The 26,701-nt window shown below is 50.5% G+C and carries 25 protein-coding genes; 10 read left to right on the top strand and 15 right to left on the bottom strand.

Annotated elements, in window-relative coordinates:
- Nucleotides 1-323: 323 nt before the first annotated feature.
- The 13 genes from thiM to NR121_RS08000 all read right to left on the bottom strand — a co-directional run bounded on the left by thiM (nt 324) and on the right by NR121_RS08000 (nt 14,353).
- Nucleotides 324-1,133 carry a hydroxyethylthiazole kinase gene (thiM, locus tag NR121_RS08060; RefSeq protein WP_171006011.1) on the bottom strand — a complete coding sequence of 270 codons (810 nt, stop codon included), beginning with the start codon at nt 1,131-1,133 and terminating at the stop codon, nt 324-326.
- Between the two features lie 30 nt (nt 1,134-1,163).
- A complete protein-coding gene (locus tag NR121_RS08055) occupies nt 1,164-1,931 on the bottom strand; it encodes a 3-oxoacyl-ACP reductase (protein ID WP_062410245.1) in 768 nt (255 codons plus the stop codon).
- An 11-nt stretch (nt 1,932-1,942) separates the two neighbouring features.
- Nucleotides 1,943-3,412, bottom strand: a complete 1,470-nt coding sequence (locus NR121_RS08050; protein WP_074729855.1) for an acyl-CoA reductase — start codon at nt 3,410-3,412, stop codon at nt 1,943-1,945.
- The gene (locus NR121_RS08045; RefSeq protein ID WP_054816990.1) at nt 3,409-4,548 is read right to left on the bottom strand and encodes a LuxE/PaaK family acyltransferase; all 1,140 of its coding nucleotides are present in this window, start codon (nt 4,546-4,548) and stop codon (nt 3,409-3,411) included. The genes NR121_RS08050 and NR121_RS08045 overlap by 4 nt, the downstream gene beginning before the upstream one ends.
- Before the next feature lie 70 nt (nt 4,549-4,618).
- A complete protein-coding gene (locus NR121_RS08040) occupies nt 4,619-5,650 on the bottom strand; it encodes an ABC transporter substrate-binding protein (protein ID WP_062410242.1) in 1,032 nt (343 codons plus the stop codon).
- A complete protein-coding gene (locus NR121_RS08035) occupies nt 5,647-6,408 on the bottom strand; it encodes an ABC transporter permease (RefSeq protein WP_054816989.1) in 762 nt (253 codons plus the stop codon). The genes NR121_RS08040 and NR121_RS08035 overlap by 4 nt, the downstream gene beginning before the upstream one ends.
- Complete coding sequence (locus NR121_RS08030) at nt 6,405-7,154, bottom strand: ABC transporter ATP-binding protein (protein ID WP_235594189.1); 750 nt, start codon at nt 7,152-7,154, stop codon at nt 6,405-6,407. The genes NR121_RS08035 and NR121_RS08030 overlap by 4 nt, the downstream gene beginning before the upstream one ends.
- Before the next feature lie 245 nt (nt 7,155-7,399).
- Entirely contained in the window at nt 7,400-8,401 is a 1,002-nt protein-coding gene (gene pdxA / locus NR121_RS08025; RefSeq protein WP_054816988.1) for a 4-hydroxythreonine-4-phosphate dehydrogenase PdxA, read from the bottom strand.
- Nucleotides 8,402-8,406: 5 nt separating this feature from the next.
- The gene (locus NR121_RS08020) at nt 8,407-9,690 is read right to left on the bottom strand and encodes a four-carbon acid sugar kinase family protein (protein WP_256831059.1); all 1,284 of its coding nucleotides are present in this window, start codon (nt 9,688-9,690) and stop codon (nt 8,407-8,409) included.
- A gap of 173 nt (nt 9,691-9,863) precedes the next feature.
- On the bottom strand, nt 9,864-11,657 hold the full coding sequence (locus NR121_RS08015) for a sigma-54-dependent Fis family transcriptional regulator (protein WP_256831058.1): 1,794 nt from the start codon (nt 11,655-11,657) through the stop codon (nt 9,864-9,866).
- 123 nt (nt 11,658-11,780) lie between these two features.
- Nucleotides 11,781-12,668, bottom strand: coding sequence for a DMT family transporter (locus NR121_RS08010; RefSeq protein WP_054816983.1), 888 nt, complete (start codon nt 12,666-12,668; stop codon nt 11,781-11,783).
- Between the two features lie 33 nt (nt 12,669-12,701).
- Nucleotides 12,702-13,904, bottom strand: coding sequence for an MFS transporter (locus NR121_RS08005; RefSeq protein WP_256831057.1), 1,203 nt, complete (start codon nt 13,902-13,904; stop codon nt 12,702-12,704).
- Nucleotides 13,901-14,353, bottom strand: a complete 453-nt coding sequence (locus tag NR121_RS08000; RefSeq protein WP_217437203.1) for a MarR family winged helix-turn-helix transcriptional regulator — start codon at nt 14,351-14,353, stop codon at nt 13,901-13,903. Before NR121_RS08000 ends, NR121_RS08005 begins: the two co-directional genes overlap by 4 nt.
- Before the next feature lie 135 nt (nt 14,354-14,488).
- Here NR121_RS08000 and NR121_RS07995 point away from each other — a divergent pair, with 135 nt between their 5' ends.
- Together NR121_RS07995 and NR121_RS07990 are read left to right on the top strand one after the other, a co-directional pair.
- Nucleotides 14,489-14,791, top strand: coding sequence for an ArsR/SmtB family transcription factor (locus NR121_RS07995; protein WP_074729511.1), 303 nt, complete (start codon nt 14,489-14,491; stop codon nt 14,789-14,791).
- A gap of 190 nt (nt 14,792-14,981) precedes the next feature.
- Nucleotides 14,982-16,013 (top strand): LLM class flavin-dependent oxidoreductase, encoded by a 1,032-nt coding sequence (locus NR121_RS07990; RefSeq protein ID WP_054816982.1) that lies wholly within the window; start codon nt 14,982-14,984, stop codon nt 16,011-16,013.
- Between the two features lie 81 nt (nt 16,014-16,094).
- Here the strand turns inward: NR121_RS07990 and NR121_RS07985 are convergent, their stop codons facing one another.
- Both NR121_RS07985 and NR121_RS07980 read right to left on the bottom strand, forming a co-directional pair.
- Nucleotides 16,095-16,475, bottom strand: coding sequence for an ArsR/SmtB family transcription factor (locus tag NR121_RS07985; protein WP_054816981.1), 381 nt, complete (start codon nt 16,473-16,475; stop codon nt 16,095-16,097).
- Between the two features lies 1 nt (nt 16,476).
- Complete coding sequence (locus tag NR121_RS07980) at nt 16,477-16,902, bottom strand: SRPBCC family protein (protein ID WP_054816980.1); 426 nt, start codon at nt 16,900-16,902, stop codon at nt 16,477-16,479.
- Between the two features lie 202 nt (nt 16,903-17,104).
- Between NR121_RS07980 and NR121_RS07975 the strand changes: the two genes are divergently transcribed.
- From NR121_RS07975 to NR121_RS07940, 8 genes are all read left to right on the top strand, one after another.
- A complete protein-coding gene (locus NR121_RS07975; RefSeq protein ID WP_256831056.1) occupies nt 17,105-18,175 on the top strand; it encodes a ParM/StbA family protein in 1,071 nt (356 codons plus the stop codon).
- Nucleotides 18,176-18,180: 5 nt separating this feature from the next.
- The gene (locus NR121_RS07970) at nt 18,181-18,621 is read left to right on the top strand and encodes a hypothetical protein (protein WP_074729514.1); all 441 of its coding nucleotides are present in this window, start codon (nt 18,181-18,183) and stop codon (nt 18,619-18,621) included.
- Nucleotides 18,622-18,763: 142 nt separating this feature from the next.
- Nucleotides 18,764-20,641 carry a PrpR N-terminal domain-containing protein gene (locus tag NR121_RS07965; protein WP_174349581.1) on the top strand — a complete coding sequence of 626 codons (1,878 nt, stop codon included), beginning with the start codon at nt 18,764-18,766 and terminating at the stop codon, nt 20,639-20,641.
- A gap of 352 nt (nt 20,642-20,993) precedes the next feature.
- Nucleotides 20,994-22,004 (top strand): TRAP transporter substrate-binding protein, encoded by a 1,011-nt coding sequence (locus NR121_RS07960; RefSeq protein WP_054816975.1) that lies wholly within the window; start codon nt 20,994-20,996, stop codon nt 22,002-22,004.
- Between the two features lie 80 nt (nt 22,005-22,084).
- Nucleotides 22,085-22,606 (top strand): TRAP transporter small permease, encoded by a 522-nt coding sequence (locus NR121_RS07955; protein ID WP_054816974.1) that lies wholly within the window; start codon nt 22,085-22,087, stop codon nt 22,604-22,606.
- A gap of 3 nt (nt 22,607-22,609) precedes the next feature.
- Complete coding sequence (locus NR121_RS07950; protein ID WP_054816973.1) at nt 22,610-23,884, top strand: TRAP transporter large permease; 1,275 nt, start codon at nt 22,610-22,612, stop codon at nt 23,882-23,884.
- A gap of 71 nt (nt 23,885-23,955) precedes the next feature.
- Entirely contained in the window at nt 23,956-25,227 is a 1,272-nt protein-coding gene (locus NR121_RS07945) for a nickel pincer cofactor-dependent isomerase, group 22 (RefSeq protein ID WP_054816972.1), read from the top strand.
- Between the two features lie 14 nt (nt 25,228-25,241).
- Nucleotides 25,242-26,663 carry an aldehyde dehydrogenase family protein gene (locus tag NR121_RS07940; RefSeq protein WP_062410227.1) on the top strand — a complete coding sequence of 474 codons (1,422 nt, stop codon included), beginning with the start codon at nt 25,242-25,244 and terminating at the stop codon, nt 26,661-26,663.
- The last annotated feature ends 38 nt before the right edge of the window (nt 26,664-26,701 follow it).

The following is a 26,701-nucleotide window of genomic DNA, read 5'->3' as shown; positions in this document are numbered from 1 at the left end:
ATTTTGCCGCAATTTGTTTTATATTATAAAACATAGTTTTATATAAATGATCTGAAAACGCTTTAAATGAACTATATAACACACTTGCAGCTTTTGTCAATGACTAAAAATATTTTTTTATGCAGCGGCCCCGCTAGTGCCGGATCACGGATGAATGACTTCAAACCGCGGTAAACCATCCGACAACCGGCAGGGCCTGTGCCATACGATATATCCAATTATTCGCCTGTCATTTTCCCTTCAAATGCATCAAGACAGGCTTTGCAAATACCGCAAAGCGGACAGGATTTGGCATTCTCGGTTTCCTTGGTCACGTACGGCACCTACTCTACGTGAATCGCCGCATGTTCACGCAGCGCGGCCCCATCCGTCAGGTGCAGCTGATTTAGAAATTCGGTCTGAAAAGTGCCCGGGCGATCGGCTCCGGACACCTCGACAGCCTTCTCTGCGGCCACTCCGTAATAAGCTAGGGCGGCTGCCGCGGCCAATGTCAGATCCTTTTCGACGGCCGCGAATGCGCCGATCACCGAGGTTAGCAAACAGCCCGTCCCGGTGACCCTGGTAAGCAAAGGGGTACCGTTGCTGACTTTATAGACGATCTTTCCGTCACTTACCATATCGTCCTTCCCGGTAACGACCACGACGACCCCCAGCGTCCGGGCCGCTTGACGGGCAAGCTCCGCTGCATCGCCTCCCGCCTCCAGGGCATCGACGCCCTTGATGCTCCGCGCTTCCCCAATGACATTGGCCACTTCGGCGGCGTTCCCCCTAAGAATTGAGACCTTGATGTCCTTCATGATTCGGCGTGCCGTTGCCGTTCGATAAGGGGTGGCTCCCGCTCCTACCGGATCGAATACCACAGGTACCCGGTGCTCATTCGCCGATTGGCCGGCAACCTGCATCGCATGAACAACCTCTTCATTCGGCGTGCCCATATTCAATACCAGCGCCCCGGCTATTTTGGCCATATCCGCCACTTCTTCCCTGGCATAAGCCATGACGGGAGAAGCGCCTAAGGCGAGCAGCCCGTTGGCGGTGAAGTTCGTCACAACGATATTGGTAATATTGTGTACCAACGGGCTCTTTTCCCGTACCTTTTCCAACACAGCGACCGCTTGTTGAATGTCCACCATATGAACCTCCTTACTCGTTCCTCATTTTGATCAATGCATCGTCAATCCGCCGTCTACCCTTAAGCATTGTCCTGTGATAAAGGCCGCCCACTCCGAGGAAAAAAACAAAACGGCTCCTGTAATATCATTCGGAGAAGCCAACCGTCCCATCGGCGTCAGACGGATGATCGCATTCTTGACATCTTCCTTCGTCTCCCGGCTCGAGTCGGTGGGGTACGTCAGTCCGGGCGCCACACAGTTGACCGTAATTCCGAAAGCTCCAAGCTCTGCAGCCAGATTGCGGCTGTAACCAAGCAGGGCCGATTTGGCCGTTGTGTAATCATGATACGGGACAACCGGAAAATCAATCAGATTGGTGACCATATTCACGATCCGGCCGCCGTTTCGTTCCTTCATATGGGGAATCACCGCCTTGCAAACATGAAACGCCCCGCCGAGGCTGCCGTCCAGTTGTCTTTGATAGTCGTCCCATTCGATATTCCATGCCGTTGCGCGCTGCTTCGGGTTGAAGCTGTAATGGCTGAGCGCATTATTGACAACGATGTCGATTCCGCCGAAAGCCTCCACCGCTTCGGAGACCATCCGCTGCACCGCCGCCCCGTCCGTGACATCGGCCTGCAGCGCCACGGCCTCTCCTCCCGTCTGCCGGATGTGCTCCGCCACTTCCGAGGCCGACTTTTCATTGCTTTTATAGTTGACGATAACCAAAGCGCCCAGAGCACCGAACGCCTTGGCAATACTTGCGCCGATGCCCCGGCTTGCGCCTGTGACCAAAACCGTTTTTCCCGCAAAGTCCATTCCTATCCCCCCTACTCCACATCGGGATCATACCGTTCGGCATCCTGCTCCACGCTTCTCTCCAAATCAACCCAGCGGACCAAATCGAGCAGATTCAAGCGTCCGTCATGGTGCCAGCCCGAGGGCGTCCGCGACATCTCCCCGACCGCGCAGATGCGGGTGGCGCCGTACATGCCAAGCAGCCCTGCCACCGCTTCTAACCGGTCCGGACCGACAGCGAGGCCCACCGTCTGCAAAACCTCCCGGTAAGGCCGGATCTGTTCGGCGGCCGACTCCAGGGACTCGCACGCAAACACATGAATCGTCCGGTTCAATGGAGAAGCCTCGAAGCCGGGCCGCCCGTGATAAATGACGGTCCAATCCGTTCCGGTCCGACTCGTATAGACCGCTGCGGGTTCTCCCCGCAAACTCATCATTTCAAACCGCTGTCTCACCGCGTGAATAGCCATCGATTCCTCGTCCGACAGCACGGCCCGGGGCTTCTTCTCGTGATAGCGTTCCATCTCGGAGGCGAGCAGCTGCCCGAACTGCCGCGGCGATACCGCGCCGCCTTCTTCGACGAACACACTGTGCGGAGCCAGGCAGCCCTGCTGATCATAGATCGATGCGTCCTCCGCCAACCTCCGGGCGGTTTCGCGATAGCGGTCTGGGGTCAGCGCCTCCTGCCCGATCATCGCGAAGCTGACCTTATGGCCGTAGCTGATAAAGCGCTTGGTCCCCGGCACTCGCGACCGCAGCTTTTCCACCGTTTCCTGCGAGCCGTAAGCGACGACCGCCTCAGCCGCCTCGATGACAGGCCGCTCCAGCACTTCATTGCCGCCCTTCCACGGCAGCACGGCCAGGCAGTCCGCGAGTGCGGGGTCCACTTCCGCCAACGATTCCGCAAACAGCACAGCCATCAGCGGCTCGGCCGAGGACGTCTTGCCCAGATTCGCCGATTTCAACAAGATTCCCATGACCAGGCTCCAGATCGGAAGCCCGGGCACATTGCCGGAAAAGACGTGAAATAACAGCTCAGGCCCGTACGCCCGGCTCATTCCGCCGTTTTTCATCGGCCGGAACTCATCAAGCACCTCCGAGGCATCGAATTCCACGTCCAGAAAGCGAAGCAGCTCCTTCCGGCGAAAGGTCCGGAAGAAGCGTTTGAGTTCGAGCCGAATCATTTCCCCGTCGTAGCCCGTAATCACCGGCAGCCAAGCCTCCGCCAACCGGCGGAGCTCATAGTCCGGGTCCAGCCATTGGCGAACGGCCAGGTCCAATCGCTCAACAATCTGTTCCGTTCTTAAGCGGGCCAAATATTCCCTCCGCCGTACGGATAGTTCCCGGGTAATGTCCGCCATCAACTCCGGTGTCAAATCCGGGTATTGAAGAACCAGCGTTCCCTGCGGACCATCGTAAAGCCGCTCCGTAAACGAACCCGGCCGGATGCCGCTTGGGACTTTGTACGCAGGTCTTACGGTCACCGCCTCACTTGAGTTCATGCTTTCACCTGCTTCTTATGGGAACTCATCAGCTGATCGATGGCTATGGAGCACCCGCGGGCCTCCGAGCCTTTGATCCGTCCCAGCAGGACAAGCCCGCGTTCGTTCTTATACCCCATGTCCTCCGTGAGAACAGCGAATGCCGAGTTCCAATTGCCCAGATCATAGTGGGCCAGAACACCGGTTTCCCCGTCTGGAGCCGGCTCCAATGTGTCGGGGTTAAGAACAAGCGTCCGAATCCAGGGGGGATTCGCCTTCTCATGTACGGCACGGCCCGTCAGTACGCGGCTGCGTATCGTTTGATCATAGATTTGCGAGCTGAGCTCCGTCATCCCGTACATATTCACACAGGACTCGCGATTCAGCCCGAAATGATCTTCGATCTTCCGGTACAGCTCCTCCGCCGTGATCTCCCGGGACTGCCCTTTCAGACCGCCTGTATCAAACAGGCGGCTGCCCTGCGGAAGCTCGACTTGAAATGAATGGTCTGCACAGTAATCCAGTAAATGCACATAAGCAAAAGTAGCCCCGATCAGAAGCACCGGTTCGTTACAAGCCGTACACTCCTGAAGTGACGCCAGAACCCCTTCCATATCCAAACCGTTCTCCTGCGAGTAAAAATAACGGCTGCCGGATGTGCCGTAATGCTCCACAGCCTTCGTCAAATAACGGGAGAGGGACGAATTGCGGTTCAAATCGGCCGCGGGAGACAGCACCAATACCGTGATCCGGTCACGGTCCGGAAGCACATAATGCTTGAAAGGAGGGACCATCGATGCATCCCATACTTCCAAGGTCGGATGATAATGCTTGCCCCGCTTGTCCGCATTCGTCGTTCCGCTGGTCATGAATACGGCTTCCGCTTCCTCCGCCGGCTCGCAGGATAGCGTCAGCTCTTTAAACGCCTGAATCGGGATCGGCGGAATCTCCCGCCAATCCCTAACCGTTAACGGGGATTTACGCCGGGCCTGGCAATATTTCTTGTACGCTGCATTGTGTTGAAACTGATAGCGAAACAGCTTTAAAGCCGCTTCCTGAAACGAAGCCTCCGATTCAGCCTCCGTCACATCGCCTGCCGAAAAGCGTCCGATATACCCCAGAATATGTTGTACGATTTCTCTCGATTCCGCCTTCAATTTGGATTCCCCCTCCCTATAGCACCACTCCCATTATTGTAAAGCCCGATACCGCTCACATCTGCGGCGATTACTTCTTCGGAACCAGGTCATTGGTCACGATGTCGCTGAGCTTCAAGTCATTTTGGATCAAACCCAGCTTCTTGTATACGTCGGCGCCTTCCTGCAGAATAGACGCATCCAGCCATCCAAGTCCGTTTTTGTCCGTATCTTCGGATACCGTCGATTCATTGCGCAGCTTGATGATTTCTCCGTTGCGCTGTTTATCTTTTCCGTCGATAGCTTTCGTCAAAGCCAGTTCAGCCGCCGCGTCAGGATTCTGAATCATCCATTCGGCGCTTTTCTTATAGACCTCAAGAAAGCTCCTCAGCATTTCTTTCTTCTGCTGGAAGGTCTCCTCGGTCACAACGAACACGTCGCTCGGTACATTCAGGTAGTCCTTCACGTTGATGACATTCACATCTCCGAGTCCTTTCAGCATCGCATCGGCCAGACCGGTATCGGTGGCTGCCGTTGCGTCTACCTGCCCTTGGATCAGAGGAGCGAAATTGGATACTCCGGTTTCCACGATCGTGACATCCTTCTCCGTCAGGCCCGCCTGATGGAGAACAACCAGCAGGTTATGGCGGGTGCCGCTGGATAAACTGTATACGCCGATTTTTTTCCCTTTGAGATCCTTAGGTTCCCGGATGTTCTTATCCTTTAAAGAAACGATATTAAATACATTTTGAGGATAAATGTTATAAATGACGCGCAGCTTCTCGCCTTTATCCAAAGCAAAGTACAAGGAACCCGGGTCTGTAAACGCAATGTCGGCCTGCTTGGACAGGATGTTCTTAATCGCATCTCCGCCTCCGGCGCCCGGAACAAACGTAAAGTCAATGCCCTTTTCCTTAAACCAGCCTTGCTCCTCCGCATAATAAAGATTCGTTTGTTCGGTGATCGGCTTGCTCCAGCTGGCCATGATCACCTTTTGCGTTTGCGCCGGCGTCCCGGCGGCCGGTTGAGCCGAACCGGTTTCATTCGACGATGGGGTCCCGCATGCCGATAACAGCAGGCTCCCCGCCAACATCAGGATTGCTGCGATAGTATATTTTTTCATTTGTCTTTCTCCCTTTTATACGGTTTTAACTTGACCCTCTCCAGAACAATAATGATCTGATATAAAATCATTCCGAGCACGGTGAGCAGCAGCAGTACAGCGAACATCAGAGGCGTGTCCATCATCCCCTGGGAGGCGATGATCAAAGCCCCGAGGCCCTGGTTTCCCCCGATAAATTCGCCGACCACCGCCCCGACTACAGCCAGCACCACAGCGACGCGAAGCCCTGAGAACATACCGGGCAATCCCGCCGGCAGCTTGAGCCGGATCAACGTCTGCCACCGGGAGGCTCCCAGCACCCGGAACAAGTCCCGCTTCAACGGATCTACGTAGTGAATAGCGGTAACGGTGCTTTCCAGCAGAGGAAAAAAGGAAATTAGCGCCGTGATGACGACTTTGGGGGTGGTCCCGAATCCGAACCAGATCATAAACAGCGGCGCCAGCGCCAGCTTGGGCACCGCTTGACTGGCCACGATATAAGGGGATAAAAGCCGTCTTAGCCACGCCCATTCGCCCATCGCGATCCCGCAAAGAACCCCGAACAAGCCGCCCAGCAGCAAGCCGAGCACAATTTCCAGCAGCGTTTGGCCGATATGCTTCGTAAAATATCCCGTGACCAGGCCCGTCCACAAGGTATCGGCTATGACAGACGGGGCAGGCAGTACCAACTCCGAGACCCCGCTGGAGCGGACAAAGCCCTCCCACGCGGCGATCATCAGCACCAAAAGCCCGACCGGCAGGACAGCATTCCGAATCACTTCCGCTCCCCTCCTTCCATCGCCTGTCTCACCGCCAGACACACCCGGTTAAATTCGCCGTCATAGCGCATCTCATAATGGCGTAAATCGGGTAATGGCACGGAGTACTCCCCGGCAATGCCTCCTCCATGAAGAACAATGACGCGATCCGATAAATACACGGCTTCCGTAATGTCATGGGTGATAAAAAGGACCGTCATCTTCCTGCTCCTGCACAGCTGGAGAAGGTCCTCCTGCAAAGACTCCCTTGTCAAAGCGTCCAATGCGGCGAAAGGCTCGTCCATCAGCAGCAAGGACGGGTTTCGCATCAAAGCCCGGGCAATGCCCACACGGCTTTGCTGACCGCCGGACAGCTCGGCGGGATACTTATCGGCATGCTGAGCCAGGCCCATGCGTTCCAAAAAGGCGTCCGCGGCCTCCCGGTCGGCTCGGGTCGGCTTGCGGACCAAAGACACCGGCAGCAGGACATTATCCCTTACCGTCTGCCACTCCAGTAAAGTAGGCGCTTGAAAGACAACGCCAACTTGGGTTTGCGGCTCCGTGACCGGCTTGTCCGCGATCCGGACCGTCCCTTCGTCAGGCGCGAGCAGGCCCGCCGCCATCTTTAACAAGGTCGTCTTGCCGCAGCCGCTTCTGCCGACCAGGGAAACGAACTCCCCTTCCTGCACCTGCAGATGCAGGCCATGAATGACCTGCTGCTCTCCGTTATAGTTGTGACTAACGCCTTGAAACTCCAGGTAGACCACCTTGATCCCCCCTGCTTTCTACTAACAAAAACACACCTTGCCCATAGCAAAGTGTGTCTCTCACCTCTCCCTACGCTGGCATGACCCAACAGGTTCAAATGGTTAACGGCGGACTAGCCGTACTCTCAGCCCGATTCCTCGGACCCCCACGCTTTATCCAGTTATATTCATGATACGCTATATGTGAACCGGCGGTCAAGAAAGAGCCTGCTTTCCTATCAAGGATCACAGGCTCTTTCCTATTCTTATTGCAGATCTTTAGGTGCCAATTCAATGGCATCCCGTATGGCGGCCAGCATGCTCCGCTCGTCGGCAATATTTTTACCGGCGATATCAAAGGCGGTTCCATGATCTACAGAGGTGCGAATGATCCCGCCCTTTAATCCGACCGTGATATTGACTCCCTCTTCCAATCCCAATACCTTGATCGGACCATGGCCTTGGTCATGGTAGCAGGCGACCACGATATCGAAATCCCCGCGGACCGCACGGAAAAATAACGTATCCGCCGGGTACGGCCCCGTGACATTGATGCCCTCTGCCTTGGCTTTCTCAATGCCCGGAATCAGCTTCTCTTCTTCTTCCCCGTTTCCGAACAATCCGTTCTCGCCGGCATGAGGATTAATCCCGCATACCGCAATGCTCGGCCGGATCTTCCCCGCACGGGTAAGCGTCTCATGAGCCAGCTTGATGACCGTATACGTTCTTTCCGGATTAATCATCTCGATCGCTTTAATCAATCCCACATGGGTGGTGAGATGAATGACTTTCAAATTCGGAGAGGACAGCAGCATGGAGTAGTCCTCCGTGCCGGTTAATTCAGCCAGAATTTCGGTATGTCCCGGATACAGATGTCCTCCCTTATGAAGGGCTTCTTTATTCAGCGGCGCGGTACAGATGGCATGAATTTCCTTTGCTTGCGCGAGTTCCACGGCCTTTTTAATGAATTGGAAGGCTGCGTTGCCCGCCTCGCTCGATACTTGCCCGAACGGCAGGTCTTCAAGCAACAGATCCAGATCGACGCAGTCTATCGTGCCATGCTGAAACAGGGCCTCGCTAAGCTGACTGATTTTATGAATCTTCACATCGGCCTGCACGATATTTCTGGCGCGTTCCAGAATTTTATAATCGCCTATGACAACCGGCTTGCACTGCTCGTATACCTGAGCCGATTGCAGCGCTTTCACGATAATTTCCGGACCGATACCGGACGCATCACCCATCGTTATGCCAATTACTGGTTTCATACGATTTATTCCCCCTTGAGCTTTTGTATGGAGTTAAGCAGCGATAAATCCGTTCCGAACGCCCCCGCTTTGGTGATGGCATACATGGGCCTGGACCCGATCGTTCGGCCGAGCGGAATACCGGTTTCCACTTCGGCTATGAGATGAAATCCGGTCACACCAAGCTGCATACAAACTTGCTTTGCCGTATCCCCTCCGGTTAACACCAAGCCTTTTACTTCGCAGGCTTCGGTGAGACGGGAAGTGACCGTTCCCAGCGCGGCGGATATCGAATTGCTCACTGCACTTTCGTCCATTCCGTTCTTTTTTCCCAGCCGCTGGGCCTCTTCAATATCTTCAGGCCTTCCGGAGGAAAATAGAGCAATATCCACCTGATCCTCGAGCGCCCGCTTGGCTTGCTCATATACTCTTTGCATTTCCGCCTCACGGGACGCCTCATCAGCGACAAGAAAAGAGGAACGCATTTCAATACCTTTAATATGAGGCTGCTCAAGGACAATATCCAGCTGTTTCCGGGTCGTTGAACTTACACTGCCGGCCACAAGCAGCACCGGCTTTGGATCCCGCGGGATATCCAGCTCAATCCGCTTCGGCTGCAGCCCGTAGACCTCCGGCAAATAATTAGCCAGCCCTGCAGAGCCTACCCAGCAAACGGAGTGGCCGCTTCGGGACATCAGTTGAACAATAAGCCGCAAATCTTCTTCCCGTTCGGCGTCAAATACGATATACCGGATCTGATCCTCCCGACATTGCTTTAGCTTGGCCTGCACCTGTTCAAAGCCGGATCGCAGCTCCTCATAAGTGACCAGAGCCACCGGCCGCTCCGATTGACCCTGCACAATGCTCGGGATATAGGAATCACGGACAGGGGTTTTCGGGTCCCTTGCGATTTCTGTCTCGCCCAAGGGCTTTCCATAAAGGTAGTGAATACCTTTGACGGTCGTTCTGCCATTCCTCGGATACGCCGGTGCAATGACGACAAAATCCGGATGAAAAACGTCGTATAAAGCATCGATCTCCGTGCCCAGATTTCCTCTCAGGGTAGAATCCACTTTTTTGTAAATTACATCAAAGCTGCCCGATTTAAGCACCTGCGACGCTTTTTTTACTTTGTCATACGCCTGGCTTTGAGGCAGCCATCGGCTATCCGTATCAATGACAACCGCGTCCTGATCGAAGGCCGTTTCATCCAGCTCGAACAATACCGACGTATTCAAACCGTATCTGGCCAACTGCACTCCGCTATCATTGGCTCCTGTCAGATCATCGGCAATCATCGCTAATTTCAACACATTCACCTCTTTTAAACACGGACTGTTTAAAATTTATACACATTCCTGTAAAATCGCTTTTATTTTCTAACTCTTACTATTCTAAATCATAATAGTTAATGCATAGTAAATCAATATAAACTTTTGATTTTATAAAAAAACGGGCAAAAGTGTTTAAAATTAAAACACTCTTACCCGTTTTTTGTCTCCTTCAGCTTTCTCCATAAGGTAGCTCTCGTGATGCCTAACCGTTTGGCCGCTCTGGATTGGTTCATCTTTTCCTCCGCAAGCACGCGTTGAATAATCTCCTGCTCGATTTCCTCCAGCGTTTGATGAATATCGATTTCCACCGTGCCGCTGCGGGACGCGCTTTTTCCGGTATCTGATGGAATCAGGGACAGCACATCATTTTCAATATAATGCCCTTTCGAAATTCTCACGAAGGAGTCGATCATTTGTTCAAGCTCTTCGAGGTTTCCTTTCCAAGCATATTCAGACATCCTTTCCAGCACATCGTTGCGGATGCCGACGATTTGTTTTCCGTACTTTTCATTGCATTTTCCAATAAAATAACGGATATACTCATCCAGATCTTCCATCCTTTCGCGCAGGGACGGAATATAAACAGGGTGTTTTGAAATCAGCTCATACAGCTCTTGGCCTACGGCCCCTTTGTCCAACATGGCCTCGGGTGATTCCTTAAAGGACATGATAACCTTGTTGGGCTGCCGCTCCAGCCATCGGCTAATGGCGGCTTGACTGAGCTCATCGAACTTTTCCAACCCTTTGAGATAAACCGTTCCGTTTTCAATCCCGGACAGCGCATCTGTTAATCTGGAAAGCGCACCGGGGGTGCCCGCCTTGACAGTCAATTCAATAAACCAATCGTTCTTGGGTTCCAGTGATCCGTGAATGGCCCCGGCTATATATTTTTTGCCCGTCCCCTCTTCTCCGTACAACGTAATCAGATGCTCGGCGGCGGCTTTCTTCGCTTGCTCGATGGCCTTCTTGCCTTCCCTGGCCGACCCTAGAATCTGGGTAAACGAATGGACGGGAGGCTGCGCATACTTGATTTCCAGTTCGTCCTCTGCATCCCGGAGTGATTTTATTCTTACATAATAAAGACGCCGATGCCTGTCCTCTTCAAAAATCCCCAAGGTCCACTGCAGCTGCCGTCCTCCAATGTTTACGTAGGAGATCGCTTTTTTATTTTCATTGACGGTCTGCACCATGGACATCCAATCCGGAAACAATTCTACTAAAGAGGGATTGGCCGTTTCCCCGGGTTCTCCGAACAGCTGCATGAAACGGCGAAAGCCGGGATTGGAAAAGCTGATCCTCCCCTGCTCGTCTGCCATCGCAATCCCTTCTTCCAGCTCATGGAGCAGCGCTTCGTAAGCCCGGTATTTCTTATTCGCCTGTAGCAGCACCTGATATACCTGTTTGGCATGATGAAAGGCCTCGATGACAGACTCTCTTCCCGATGTAATCAAGACGCCCTGCAATCCGTGCTTCTTCGCCAGCCGTATGGTGACGGTATCTCCTACGATCACTTGAACGCCCTTTTTTTTGGCTTGCCGGATAATCCCCTCCACCTGCAATTCTTCATGGATCACTGTATAAGGAATATCAATCCCCATCAAGTGGGAGACGGCAATCACGTCATCGCAAATATTCGGAAAAGCCACCATTTCGAGCTTCCCCTTATAGTCTTTGACCAAGGTTAGCGTACGAAGGAGATCGAAGCCCGACAAGGGAATTTCAACCACGGGCTGGGGCACATGGTCCCGAAGAAGATTCGCCGTTCCTCCCCGGCTGATAATGATGTCGAATTTCTCGTTTTCCAGATGCTTATATATGGCCAAGGCTTCTTCAAGGTCGCCTTCTTTTACCGTAATATCCAAATCCGTCTGTTCCGACGCAAGGCTTAAAGCTAATTCTTTCAATCCTCGATAGGGGGCCAGCAGTAAAATCTTGATCTTCATAGCAAACCAGATCCTCCAACCCGCTTGATTTTCATACCATAACGCCATGCCTTAAACCAGTAAAGCACTGTAAGCCCCTCCCTTTGTTCGGGTACCTAAAGTGCTTCAGCCGTTTAAAGTGTATCATTTTCCGCAGGAAAATTCACCATTGTATTTTTTTTTGCGCAGCTCCGGTTTTTGGGCATGAACAAGCCATACCCCGGCAAGAATACAGACGATTCCGCCCAGGGTTGCAGGGTTGAGACTTTCGTTCAGCACAAGATAGCCTGATAAAACTCCGATAACCGGAACCATCAGCAGCGAGATCGACGCTTTGCTCGCTTCCAGTGTAGACAAAATACGAAACCAAAGTATAAACGCAAGCGCCGACGCGATCACTCCCGCAAAAACAATATAAATGACAGGCATGATCCCCCAGCGGCTTTCGCCATGCTCAAAGCACAAGGAATACAGGTAAAGCCCGACGGCCCCCACAGCCATCTGCCATGTCGTAAACTGCATATTATCGCAATGAACCAGCTTCCGCTTCATAATGACCGTGGATACCGCCCATGCCATCCCCGACGACAAGGCCAGAAGAAAAGCGCCAAATCCCCCTCCCCAATGCACATCGAGGGCCAAAAACAATCCGGCTATGCCCAGGAGCACTCCTGCCATTTTGGAGAGGGTCAACCGTTCTCCCGGGATCCAAAAATGAGCCATCACCGTTAGCCAAAGCGGCATGCTGTACGTCAGAACGGAGGTTAATCCCGCGCTCATCTCATTCAAAGAAAGTTGTATCGCTATATTGAAGTAAGTCGTATGGAGGAGACCGCAAGCGATAATCCATTTCCAATCCTTTTTATCCGGCAGCGGAACCCTTTTATAAACATAAAAGGCCAGGAGCACTGCCGCGCCCAGCCCAAACCTGTAGCCTGCAAACAACACCGGGGGAAAAACCGAATTCGCCTGCTTCATAATAACCCAGTTAAATCCCCATATTAAACATAAGATGACAATCGTAAAATTCATTCCGGCACCTCTTGATGTAAACAGATATCCAGTTCAAATCGCCTTTTTATTCACCGCACCGGAAGATTTCATAACGGCGAACTTCCGGTGGTGCAGGCCATAATAAATGGCCCCCGTACAAGCAACGATAAGGCCTGCGATGAAATACATCGTATGATAGCTTGTACTGGCTGCTATGATGCCCAGCAGATAAGCGCCCAGGCCGTAACCGGTATCAAACAGCACAAAGTAGGTCCCCGTGGCCACGCCTCGCCGATGGTTCGGCGATGATTGAACCGCTATGGTTTGGAAGCTCGGGATAAGCGCGCCGAATCCGAGCCCGATGATGCCGCCTGTAACCAAAAACACAAACGGTGTTTGAGCCAGGCTTAACCCGATCATGCCTAGCGTAAACAGCAGTAACCCCGGGTAAACCAGCACGTGCGCGCCTAATCGATCGAATATTTTTCCTGTAAACGGACGGGATAAAACAATTATCGCAGCAAAAATGATAAAGAAATAGCTTGCCAAAGGCCCCATTCCCAGATCCTTGGCATAAACGGAGATAAAAGTGGTAATCGCTCCGTAGGAAAAAGCCAACGTACTTCCGGCCAAAGAAATGGGCAGCGCCCTCGGTTCGAACCATTTCCTCCAGCCTGTGGCTCGCTCTGCCGTCTTCCGCCCCTCCTGTTCCGGGACCCGGACAACGAACCCGAAGATACACGACAATAAGGCGAGAATGACACAAAAAACAAATAAAATAAACGCATTGTAGCGCTCTATAATCGTCAGCCCCAGGAAGGGCCCGATGACCATCGCCAGGCTCATAAACAAGCTAAAATAGCCGATCCCCTCCCCTTTACGGCGGTCGGGAACCAATCCAACGGCAATCGCCCCCGTCGCCGTCGCAGCGATTCCGAATCCAATGCCGTGTATAAACCGCAAGGTAAGCAGCGCATAGTAATTATCGATGATCGTATATACAGCCGTACAACCCATAAAAAGCAGAAGCGACAGCATGACGATTTTGCGCTTATTCAACTCGTCGGTCCATTTGCCCGCCAAAGGCCGGAAAATCACCGCCGCAATGACAAAAACCGTCATCACAAGCCCGATTTGCTCCTGTCCTCCCTTTAATGAATCCGTGACAAAGATCGGAAGCGTAACCGCCAAAATGTAAAAAGTCATAAATAAAAAAAAGCTGCTGAGGCATACAGCAACAAAATCACGATTCCATAAGTCTCTTTCCCTGTTCAAAGCGTTTCCTCCAACTCGTTAATGGTTCTGTTCGCATTCTTGGTAATTTGGATCAACGCCGCCCTAAGCCGTTCAACATCTTCCTCCGACAGTCCGTCCAGAACGGAGCTGACTACCCGACTTTCAATAGGCAGCAGCACTTGATTTAACGATCTCCCCTTGTCTGTAATGAACGTTAAAAAGGATCTCCGGTCGACGGCGTTCGGCCTTCTTTCGACGAGGCCCTTGCGCTCCAGCTGGTCCAGTATTCGCGTGATGTTGGTCTGGTCCTTTTCCGCTCTATGGGCCAAGTCCTTTTGAGTGATTCCATCCCGCTCCGACAACCGGTTTAATACCGTCCACTGCTCCGTGGTGATGTCGTACGGCTGATAATGAAGCGAAAGCAGCTGACTTAATCTGCGGCCGGCATGATTGATGATAAAGCCTAACGAATGATCAATATTATTCAAGGACAGACCCCCATTTATTTGCTATAGCAATTATAGTTCCGACATGTAATTCTGTCAATGACACCTGTGCACAACTGAACCCCGCCTCCTTTTATGAACATTGACATATCGAGAACTCGCGATATAATAGGTGTCATGAACCCAATAATAGTGTTTAAAGCTTTATCGAACGAAACGCGCCTGCAAATACTCCATTGGCTAAAGGAACCGGAGAAGCACTTTCCCTCGCAAGAAGGCGGTGATAGTAAAAAAATCGGGGTTTGTGTCGGTCATATTCAAGAAAAGGCCGGATTATCGCAATCGACGGTTTCCCAATATCTGCTGATGCTTCAGAGAGCCGGTCTGTTGGAAGCGACACGTCACGGCCAATGGACATATTACAGAAGAAACGAACGGGCTTTTCAAGCGTTGGCCGGTTATATTCAGGAACAATTATAGATAAAATACCTATTATACATGGCTGGGTTTCTTACAGAAATTCTCCATGTATATATTCGGTTTCCATATCTAAAAATATAAATATATGAATAACTATCTATTGATGTGAGGAAATATACTGTAAGAATTTACTATACACCTGGAATTCATCGTTACGATGCTACATTTCCGGACGGAAGGGGAACCCGCCATGGTTAAAGGCAGTTCTACAGCTAAACAAATTCATGAAATTCCTGTTTCCATTTTGGATCTTGCCCCTATCGTCGTTGGCGGCACAGCGGCAGAATCCTTTAAAAATACACTCGACCTTGCGCGGCATGCCGAAAAGTGGGGTTACCACCGGTACTGGCTTGCGGAACATCACAACATGACAGGGATCGCCAGCTCGGCTACATCGGTCGTTATCGGGCATGTAGCTGCAGGTACGGAGAAAATCCGCGTGGGCTCCGGAGGAATCATGCTGTCTAATCACGCCCCGTTAGTCATCGCCGAACAGTTCGGGACGCTGGAATCCTTATACCCGGGACGCATTGATCTTGGATTGGGGAGAGCCCCTGGTTCAGATCAGCTTGCAGCGCGTGCACTGCGGCGGGGACTGGGAAGCGACGGTCACGATTTTCCCGAGCAGCTGAGCGAGCTTCGCAGTTACCTGAACCCCTCGCTGGGCAATCGCCCGATGGGTGTGCGAGCCGTTCCCGGCGAAGGACTGAATATCCCGATCTGGCTGCTTGGCTCCAGCGGTTTCAGCGCACAGTTAGCTGGACAGCTTGGTCTGCCTTTCGCCTTTGCCAGCCATTTTGCGCCGGATTACATCCTGCAGGCCCTGGAGCTCTACCGCAGCCATTTCCGTCCTTCGGAAGCGTTGGAAGAGCCTTACGCCATGATCGGCGTTAACGTCTTCGCCGCTGATTCGGTGGAAGAGGCCCAGAGACTGGCGACCTCCCAGCAGCAGCAATTTCTCAATCTCATCCGCGGCCGCCCGGGCCAATTAAATCCGCCGGTGGAAAGCATGGAGCCGTTGTGGACCGCTCAAGAAAAAGCGATCGTTCAAAGTCAGCTGAGCTATACCGTTGCCGGGAATAAAGATACGGTTCGGGAGCAGTTGAACCGTTATCTTAAACTCACACAGGCCGATGAATTGATTGTGACGGGCCAGATTTATGATCACCAGGCCCGTTTGCGGTCCTATGAAATCCTCGCCGAGGTCATGAACGGAAACTAACTAAACACATCATGGCTGTGAATATGGGACGTCAACCAAAAAGAGAGGCAGCGCCGAGCTCCTCTCTTTTTGGTATGGAAATTATTCCTTTGTCTGAAGTTCAACTGCTCCAAGCGCCCCAGCAGGAACGTCTCCGTCCCTTTCATCCGATTCAACATAATGCTTCAAGGCCATGAGTTTATTTTCCCAGAACCGTTCATAGTAAGCCAGCCAACGCTTCAACTCGAGCAGGGGATCCGGATCAAGCCGGTATCGGGTCTCCCGTCCGACCTTTCTCTCTTTGACGAGTCCCGCATCGGCCAGAACGCGCAGATGCTTGGACACCGCCGTCCGGCTCATCGGAAAGTATCCGCTGATGACTGTCACAGGCATCTCCCGATCGACAAGCAGTTGGAGCAGCTTACGCCGGGTCGGATCGGCGATCGCCTGAAAAACGTCATGCTTCGGTGCCGGTGCCGTCATCTTAACCCTCGACGTACTGGCCGAGCTTTTGAAGAAGGCCGATCCAGCCATGACCCATCCGTTCGCGAACCATCGCATGTGCTTGTCCGAATTCGGTAACCTTGTCCGCATCCCAGCCGGAATGAATCAGTGTAACTTCGGTTTGACCGTCTTTTTCGATTAATTCGAACGTAAGAAGCCAATCTTTGCCCCATTCAAAAGACAGACGGTGAGGCGGATCGATTTCGGTCACTTTACAAGGGGATTTTCCGAAGGGCCCCGCTTCCAAATGAAACTCATGTCCGACTACAGGTTGAAAATCATTAGGCATAAACCAGGCGGCAAGGCCCTCCGATGTGGCGACGGCATCCCACACTTTTTGAATCGGAGCATTCAACAGCTGCGTCTGCCGGATGTCCGGCAGTGTATTCGGGCTTTTATTTTCCATCATCTTACCTCCAGGATCGATCGCCGATTTTCCATTCGGCCGTTTTCTAAAGAATACGAAACCTTTCGGTTTCATATGTTATATTTTATTACACATTTGGCTTCACGGCAATGCTTAGGTATTTGTCACATCCTTGCCCCCGTCGCCATATTATTTTGTATATTGGATTTTCACCCAAACATAAGGATATGGAGGGATATACTTGAGCAATCTTATAGTAATGGGAATTGATCATGGAAACGGGTATTTTAAGGGATACAGCAAGGATGTGAACGGGCTGGTTCTTCCGAGCGGCTTTCTGACGAAAGAGAGCGTGAGAAGAGAGGATTCCACAGGCGTAGGCGATATCCAATATAACGAGTTTGAGTCAAGCTTGTATGAAGGTGAACAATATATGTGGGGGCAGGAGGTGAATGCAGCCAAAGGTAAATTCCTGTCCACCTATACCAGCGAAGACCGGTATGCCCAAAAATATTACAAGTTGCTGAGTCAATTCGGCTTAGCCAGCTTGATCAATGAAGAAGGGTCATTCGACGTCTTTCTGGTTACCGGATGTCCTTCAAGAGAAAAAGGCACGAAGCGGGAACAGGAGCTTGCCCGTGTATTCAAGGGCAAACACAATATCCTGATGAACGGCCAACAGAAGATCATTCATGTGAAGGAATGCAAGATTCTGCCTCAGCCGCTTGGAAGTATACTGGACTTATACATTGACGAAGAAGGACTGATTGACAGAAAAGAAATCGCAACCTCTTATATCGGCATTGTAGACATCGGTTCCGGTACGACGGATATTGACGGAATCGATTCCTTAAGGGCGATCCCCGAAGACCGGCATACCATCCCCGTAGGCGTTCATGAAATTTATCAACGTCTCGCCGATTACATCAATGCCCAAAGCCCTGATGCCTTCGCCACGCCAAAAAGTGTTGAGATGCAGTTCGACCGCTCCATCTACCAGGCTTCCAAACGCCTGACGATTCCTATTCAGGACATGAAAGAAAAAATTGTCCGTGAAACCGCTGAATACATCATCAATGAGCTTCAAATCCGTTGGAGAAACCGAAGCAAATTTGACATGGTGATTTTAACAGGCGGTGGTGTAAAGGTACTGCATCCTTGGTTTAAAGATTTTATTAAAGACATCACCGTGATTGAGGATTATCAATTATCCAATGCCCGGGGGTTCTGGAAATTCGGATTATTGCTTTCCAAAACTAATGAAGACGCGGTGGAAAGCCAGAATCGGCAGGCCGTCCTAATCAGGAGCTGATCAACGTGGCCAAGGCTGGATCTATTGTTTTTCATTTGAATTCCAGTGACCTTGAAAGCAAGGGCAAAGCTGATCGTTTAATGACCTTTTATAGACAACTGCTGAAAAACCGTCGTCTGACGCGATTTTGCAAAGAGGCTTTTATTGAAAAGGCCGAGCGCCAATTGAACGGGCTGGAGGAGCAATATACCTTGCTCAATTACTATATCAAGTCAAAAGGGATAGACTACATCCTGGATGCGGTGCAGGAAAAGGAAAAACGGCCATCGCCTGCTGCGGATGAGACGGAGATGAATAAAGCCGTCAATCACATCATTCAAGCCGTCCTAAAGGGGATTCAAACCGAGCTGCGCCGCCCAGCGCCTCCTATACCCGTAAATGCCCAAAACCCGGACCCCCTCTCTAAACCCAAGCCCGATTTGTTCAAGTTAAAGGCTTTACTGTAAAATAAAAAACTTGCCGCTGCCGACAGTACGATTCTGGTTACTGTTTGCCAGCGGCAAGTTTTATTTTCAGTGTTGAAACCTTGTAGGAGTTGGGCTACAATGAGTGTACTAAAATGCAACACATCGATCCGGAGGTCCTCCTATGAACAAAATCTTAGTAATAGCACCTTATCAAGGATTAAAGGAATTGTTTCTGGAAGTCAATGAGGACCTGCATAAAAATATTCATGTGGAAATGGGCGATTTATACAAAGGCCTGGCCATCGCCAAGGAGTACGAGAATAAGGGATTTGACGTGATTATCAGCAGAGGGGCTACAGCCCTGCTGCTCCAGGAGCATTGTCAGCTTCCCGTAGTAGATGTGAAAATTTCAGGCTATGATATTTTGCGGACGCTCACGCTGATCAAGGGGTATCCCGAAAAAATCGGGGTCATGAGCTATCACAATACGATTCAAGGTGCGGACGAGGTTGGAAAGCTGCTCGAAATGGATCTTACCTTCTTTCCGATCAGTACGGAAACGGAAATTGAAGACCAGATCCGATCGGCCATAGAGCAAAACATCCAAGTCATTATAGGGGACCAGATATCTACTTATACCGCATCCCAATTCGGTCTGAAGGCCATCTTGATCACCTCCGGAAGAGAATCGGTGGAAGAGGCGCTCAAAGAAGCGGAGAAGGTCGCTTACTATACGGCCAAAGAGAGGACTCTCCGCCAATTATACGAATCGATTATACGGGACTATCCTGACGGAATTCTGGTGACAGATAAACGAGGCAAGGTTCAGGTGCTGAACGATAAAGCGGAAAAGCTGCTTGATCTTACGAAAGAGCAAGCGACGGCACAAAAGCTGAAGTCGATTCATCCTGCACTAGGCGCCCCCTGTGATGCGACAAACGGACCCGGTACCAAGGAAATTATCGAGGTGAACGGGGAAACCGTCATTTTGAACAAAGGGCCTTTAGCCGTTCAGGGGAACCCGCCAAGCGAGCTGACGATTCTGCAGACGGTAAGCGATATCCAGGAAACGGAGAGCCTGGTTCGTCAAAAGCAATCGCTCAAAAGCTCGCGGGCTACCAAGCATTTCAATCACCTCGTTGCCAGTTCCCCGGCTATGAAAGAGGTGATCCGCACGGCCAAGCGATTTTGCAAATCAGACACACCTCTTTTGATTTACGGTGAACCGGGAACAGGCAAGCACAGTCTGGCTCAAGCAATTCATAATGAAAGCGGTCGCAAAAACCAGCCGTTTTTATTTATCAATTGCGAAGCCTTCAATGAAAAAAACATGGAGCTTGAACTCCTGGGCGATCACGAAGAGCAGACGCCGGGGATTTTTGAGCTTGCGCATGGCGGAACGGTATTTATGGATGCCATCGGAAAATTATCGCTCCCACTGCAGGCCAAGCTGATTAACGTTTTGCTGGAAAAGAAGGTGGCCCGTCAAAACGGCGGCAAAACGATCCCTATTGATGTCCGTATCATTGCCGCCCACTCCGAGTCCCTGCATGAGCTGGTGGAAGTACGCCGTTTCCGTGAGGATTTATACCATCTTTTGAATGGAGGAACGATTGTTATCCCTCCTTTAAGGGAACGGAGAGAAGATATCCGGGAATTGGTGCGCTGGTTTATCGTATCGGCCAATCCGAAATTCGGAAAACAAATTGTAGGCTGCCGGGAAGAGGTTTTGGACAGATTAACCCATGCTTCATGGCCGGGCAACGTGTTGGAATTAAAGCATATGGTGGAAAGAATGTGTGTATTTACATCCGGCCCTTTCATCGAACTGAAAGAAGTGCTGCCTTTTTTAGAGGAAATGGATATGAACGCAAACCACCATCCACATGTTCAAGGGATTGATATTGCGGGCAAAACATTAGATCAATTGGAGAAGGAAATCATTTCCAGGGTTCTGAAGGAGGAGGATTATAACCAAACGGCGGTAGCCAAACGGCTCGGTATTAATCGTTCGACATTGTGGCGTAAAATCAAGGAAATTGAAAAAGCCGATGGATAAGGGACAAGCATTGATAGCATATTAAGCAAAGTTTTACCATGTCACTTGAAACCGTCAGGTGAAATATCACCTTAAACGGAAGGGTGACTTTTTTGTTTTTGGATCATGTTGCTTTATTGCACAAATGGGTAATGAATCCTGTATTTGGTTTAATAACGGCTGGATGGATTCAAATAATATTGGATAATAATTCCTTGAAATTGTTTTATTTTGAAAAAATAATGATGCAAAATATAAAATCGTTTTATTTTACATCACTTTTTTTGAAATTTAGGTATTGTAATATTCAACAATTTCGTGTATTTTATTATTGAAAACGATTTCTTCATAACATTGTATCAGGGGGTATATCATGAAAAAACTAATATCTGTTTTGACACTTGCTTCTGTCCTCACCTTAACGGCATGCGGCGGAGGCGGACAATCGCAAGGCTCCACAGAAGGAGGAGCGAAAAAGGTTTCTCTGAAAATCGGACATACGCTGGCGGATACGTCCCATTATCAAAAAGGGATGGAAAAGTTTAAAGAGCTGGTTGAGCAAAAATCCAACGGCGAGCTTACGCTTCAGATCTTCCCTAACGGATCGCTTGGCGGCGAGCGCGATATGATTGAAGGCTTGAATGTGGGCAGCCTCGATATGGTATTGACTTCGACGGCTCCGATGAACGGTTTCGTTCCGGAAATTAGCGTTGTAGATTTGCCGTTCTTGTTCCGCGACGCCGATCATGCACATAAAGTATTCGACGGGGAAATTGGACAAGATCTGCGTAAGAAAGTGGAAGAGAAACTGCCGAGCGTAACGACACTGGCCTGGTGGGAAAACGGATTCCGTAATGTAACAAATAAAAACGCTGCCATTAACAAGCCTGAAGATCTGAAAGGCATCAAAATCCGGATCCAGGAAAATCCGATCCACAGCGATACCTTTAAGGCCTTTGGCGCCCAACCGACTCCAATGTCCTTTACCGAGCTGTTTACCGCGCTTCAGCAAGGTGTCATCGATGCGCAGGAAAATCCGGTACCGGTTATTTACACCTCCCGTTTCAATGAAGTTCAAAAGCACCTGACCATGACGCGCCATTTCTACTCTCCGTCGCTTTTGATGGTTTCCAAAAACACATTTAACAGCCTGACTCCAGAGCAGCAGAAAGCGCTTAGCGAAGCCGCTGTGGAAGCAGGAAACTACGAGCGTCAAGTAGTACAAGACATGGAGAAGCAATACCTCACAGAGTTGGCTCAAAAAGGTATGACGATTAACGAAAAGCCGGACATTCAGCCTTTTGTAGATGCCGTGAAGCCGGTATATGACAAGTATCAGCCGCAGTTCGGTGATTTAATCAAAAAAATTCAGGATGTAAAATAAGCTATCAAGAGAGCCACCGCGGCGGATGAGATTCTCATCCGCCATTCACCATCCCACAGATAAGGACAGGATGTGAACGTATGACTACGATCATTAAATATATAGACGGATTGAATAAGCTGTTGCGCTACCTGTGCGCGCTGCTGTTGGCCGTGATGTCGGTTGCTGTCGTATTCCAGGTCGTCATTCGCTTTGCAGGTAAATATATTGATGTTGAAATGCCCGACTGGTCGGAGGAGCTGGCGCGTTACTGCATGATCTGGCTTGTGTTTTTGGGTACGGCCTTGGCGGTTCGTTACAGCGCATTAATCGGCGTGGAGGCCATTGTTGAACGCTTGAATCCGACCTTGAAGCGGATTGTCCGCGTTCTGGTTACAGTGATTACCATGATTTTCTTTTTTATTCTCGTCTATTACGGATTCGAGATGCTGGGTCATGTTTCGGCGCAAGAATCCCCAAGCCTGCGTATCCCGATGTCGATTCCTTATGCGGCACTTCCCGTTAGCGGTATATTCATGCTCTTAAACGCAATCGCTGTATTGTTGGAAACCATTGTGGGAAAAGACGGACAACAAAAAGAAGTATTTTCGGGGAGTGAATAACGTATGGCGCTGACTATGCTTGTTTCTTTATTGATTTTACTGCTGCTCAGCGTGCCTGTAGCACTGTCATTAGGACTTGCTTCTACGATCGCTGTTCTTAGCGACGGCAACATGCCTTTGCTTGTTCTGGTTCAGCGGATGTTTGCGGCATTGGACGTTTTTCCGCTAATGGCTATCCCTTTCTTTATTTTAGCCGGCTCTCTTATGGAAACCGGCGGAATCTCACGTCGATTGGTCAACCTGGCTAACTCCCTCGTTGGGGGCATGACGGGCGGTCTGGCGGTTGTAACCGTCGTAACGGCCATGTTCTTCTCCGCCATTTCCGGTTCCAGTGCGGCTACGACTGCAGCCATCGGGTCGATTCTGATTCCGGCCATGGTGCAGCGCGGCTATGATATCCGGTTTGCTTCCGCTACTCAAGCGGTATCCGGTGAATTAGGGGTTATCATTCCTCCTTCTATTCCAATGATTCTGTTTGGTATTTCCGCAGGTGTATCCATTGGCGATTTGTTCTTGGCCGGTTTTATACCCGGGATTATGATTTCGTTCTCCCTGATCCTCACCTGCTGGTTTATTGCCAAGCGTAAAGGCTATAAAGGAAAATCGGGAATCACCATGGCGATGAAAGTCCAAGCCTTCAAAGAAGCTTTGCTCGCACTTCTTATGCCTGTCATCATTCTCGGGGGAATTTACGGCGGATTGTTTACACCGACGGAAGCGTCCGTTGTCGCCGTTGCCTATGCGTTTATCGTAGGAGTATTTATTTATAAGGAAGTTAAATGGAAGGATCTTGTGAATATCTTCGCCAAGTCGTCCATTACGACTGCGATCATCATGGTCATCATTGCCAATGCCGGTATGTTCGGATGGATCTTGACCCGTGAACAAATTCCACAGCAAATCGGAGAGTTCTTCACTTCCATCTCCAGCAGCCCGATTGTTTTCTTGTTCTTGATCAACTTATTGCTCTGGTTTGTGGGTATGTTCTTTGAAACTTCCGCAGCGATCATTATTCTGGCTCCGCTGTTAACGCCTGTAGCGGTTGCGCTCGGCATCGATCCTGTTCACTTCGGTATGATCATGATCGTCAACCTGGCTATGGGTATGGTTACACCACCTGTCGGCGTGAATCTGTTTGTCGCTTGTCAAATTGCAGGTATACGATTGGAACAAATTATGAGACCGTTGGTTCCTTTCTTGTTCGTGCTTGTCGTGGATATATTAATCATTACTTATGTTCCAAAAATTTCACTACTCTTGCCTCAACTATTTAAATAAGCGCAAAGTCTGGTTATTTTGGGTAGAGAGATAGAATACACTATTCGGATTAGAAAGGTGCTGTCTAAACCATGCTGTTTCCAAAATGGGTGAAGATTAAGCAGCGATTTACCGGACCTGTTGTAACCGACATTGATGCGACCATCGCGCAGGAATTCGCAAAGGTCGGCCTGGCTGAAAAAATCAAGCCGGACCAACGCATTGCGATTACCGTGGGAAGTCGGGGAATTGCCAATATCTCGACCATCGTGAAAGCGGCGGTTCAAGAGCTGAAGAAGATCGGTGCAATCCCCTTCATTATTCCAACGATGGGAAGTCACGGCGGCGCAACAGCGGAAGGCCAAGTCGAAGTGCTGGAGAGCTTAGGAGTCACCGAGGACTTCTGCGGCGCGCCTATTCTGTCTTCCATGGAAGTGGTCCAGGTAGGTGAAACTCCCCAAGGGATGCCGGTCTTTGTAGATAAATATGCTGTAGAAGCTGACGGCGTCCTGCTCATGGGAAGAATCAAGGTGCATACCGATTTCAAATCACCGATCGGCATTGAGAGCGGTCTGATGAAAATGGCTGCGATTGGTATGGGCAAGCACAAGCAAGCGCTGCTGATTCACAGCTATGGCGTGCATGGCATTCGCGACATCATGCCAGAAGTCGCCAAGGTGATGCTCCAAAAAGTGAATATTGTGTGCGGCGTGGGCATTGTAGAAAATGCCTTTGAACAAACCGCTATCATTGAAGCGATCCCGACGCCGCTTATCCCGCAGCGTGAATCAGAGCTGCTTCGGCAATCCGCCGCTTTAATGCCTAAGCTTCCTGTTGAGGATATCGATGTTCTTATTGTTGATGAAATTGGAAAAAACTACAGCGGAACCGGAATGGATACGAACATTATCGGACGTATCCGGATTTTGGGCGTTCCTGAGCCCAGCAGTCCGCGTATCAAATATATTATCGCGAGCGATGTCAGCGAGGAGTCGCATGGCAATGCGCTGGGCATCGGGCTTGCGGATGTAACGACCAAACGATTGTTTGATCAAATTGATTTTCAAAAGATGAACGAGAATGTCATCACCAGCACATTTTTGACCCGGGCGGCCGTGCCGATTGTGCTCGACAACGACCGTGAGGCATTGAAGACTGCACTCCGCTCCAATTGGGGCGTAGAACCGGAGCGGGCCAGAATTGTCCGCATTCCAAATACGCTTCATTTGGAATATCTATACGTTTCGGAACCGCTTTTGCCGGAAATTCTCAATCAGCCTCACATTGAGGTGCTCGGGGAACCGGAAGAGATGAGCTTCGATTCGACAGGTTATTTTCCAAAAACAGATTTTACTCATGCCTGAGGAGGAGAGAGAACATGGAAACTTACGGTCATTACATTAACGGAACATGGATCCATGATGAGAACAACTTTACGGTTTACGACAAGTACACGGGAGAAGCGATAGCCACCGTAGGGAATGCATCGAAAGAAACCGTAAATAAAGCTGTTGAATCTGCACTCGAAACGTTCCGTTCCCGTAAACTGAGCCCTACCCAACGTTACGATATCTTGATGAAAGCCGCCGGCATCATTCAAGACCGCAAGGAAGAATTGGCGCTTGTGATGGTGCGCGAGGTAGGAAAAGTGCTGAAAGACGCGCTTGCCGAAATCGACAGAGGCACCCAAACGCTCATTGCATCGGCGGAAGAAGCCAAGCGCATTGCCGGTACAGGCATTCCTTTGGGACAGCCCGGCAATGACCAAAAAATGGCTTTCAGCATTCGGGTTCCGGTAGGCGTGGTCTGTGCGATTACTCCTTTTAATTTTCCGTTCAATTTGACTGTCCATAAAGTAGGGCCGGCCATTGCAGCCGGAAATACCATTGTATTAAAGCCGGCGGAGATGACGCCCATCATCGCTTGCAAATTGGCTGAAATTTTGACGGAAGCCGGACTTCCCGCAGGTTTCTTAAATGTGGTCAACGGCCTAGGCTCGGAAATGGGCCAATATTTGTTGGAAGATGAGCGCATCGCAATGTACACCTTTACGGGCAGCCCGGGTGTCGGACGTCATATCAAGAGCGCGACAGGCATCCGCAAAGTGACGTTGGAGCTTGGCAACAATTCTCCCAACATCGTGCATCGGGACGCCCCTGATCTGCAAAGAGCGGCGGAGCTCTGCGTCACACGCGGCTATTCCAATGCCGGTCAGGCATGTATTTCGGTTCAGCGCGTCTATGTTCACCAAGACGTATTTAACGAGTTTGTAGACAAAGCCATCCAAGTTGCCCAAAAGCTGAAGGTCGGCGATCCGAAAGACCCTTCAACCGATATCGGCCCGATGATTGCCGAGAGAGAAGCGATTCGTGCTGAATCCTGGATTAAAGAAGCGGTGGCGCAAGGCGCCAAGATCGCTTTCGGAGGTACACGGGAGGGAGCTGTTTTACAGCCTACCATCTTAACGAACACCACCCCTGACATGAAAGTGATGTGCCAAGAGGTATTCGCGCCTGTCATCAGTATTGTGCCTTACGAGGACATTGACGATGCATTCCGTCAGGTCAATGATTCCCGCTTCGGACTTCAGGCCGGGTTCTTCACCAATGATCTTCAATTGGCCATGCGTGCCGCTCATGAACTGGAGTTCGGCGGCGTAATCATCAATGACGTTTCCACTTATCGTGCGGATGTTATGCCTTATGGCGGTGTCAAGGACAGCGGAACCGGAAAAGAAGGCCCTCATCATGCGGTTCAAGAAATGACGGATGAGAAGATTGTCGTTATTCATATGCAATAAGCAGCCGGAATGATTATTATATCTTAATAGATAATGGG

Source organism: Paenibacillus sp. Pae15 (assembly GCF_024519685.1).
Lineage (GTDB): Bacteria > Bacillota > Bacilli > Paenibacillales > NBRC-103111 > Paenibacillus_G > Paenibacillus_G naphthalenovorans.
Note: the sequence above shows the minus strand (reverse complement) of the source record. Positions and strands in the feature narration are given on the sequence as shown.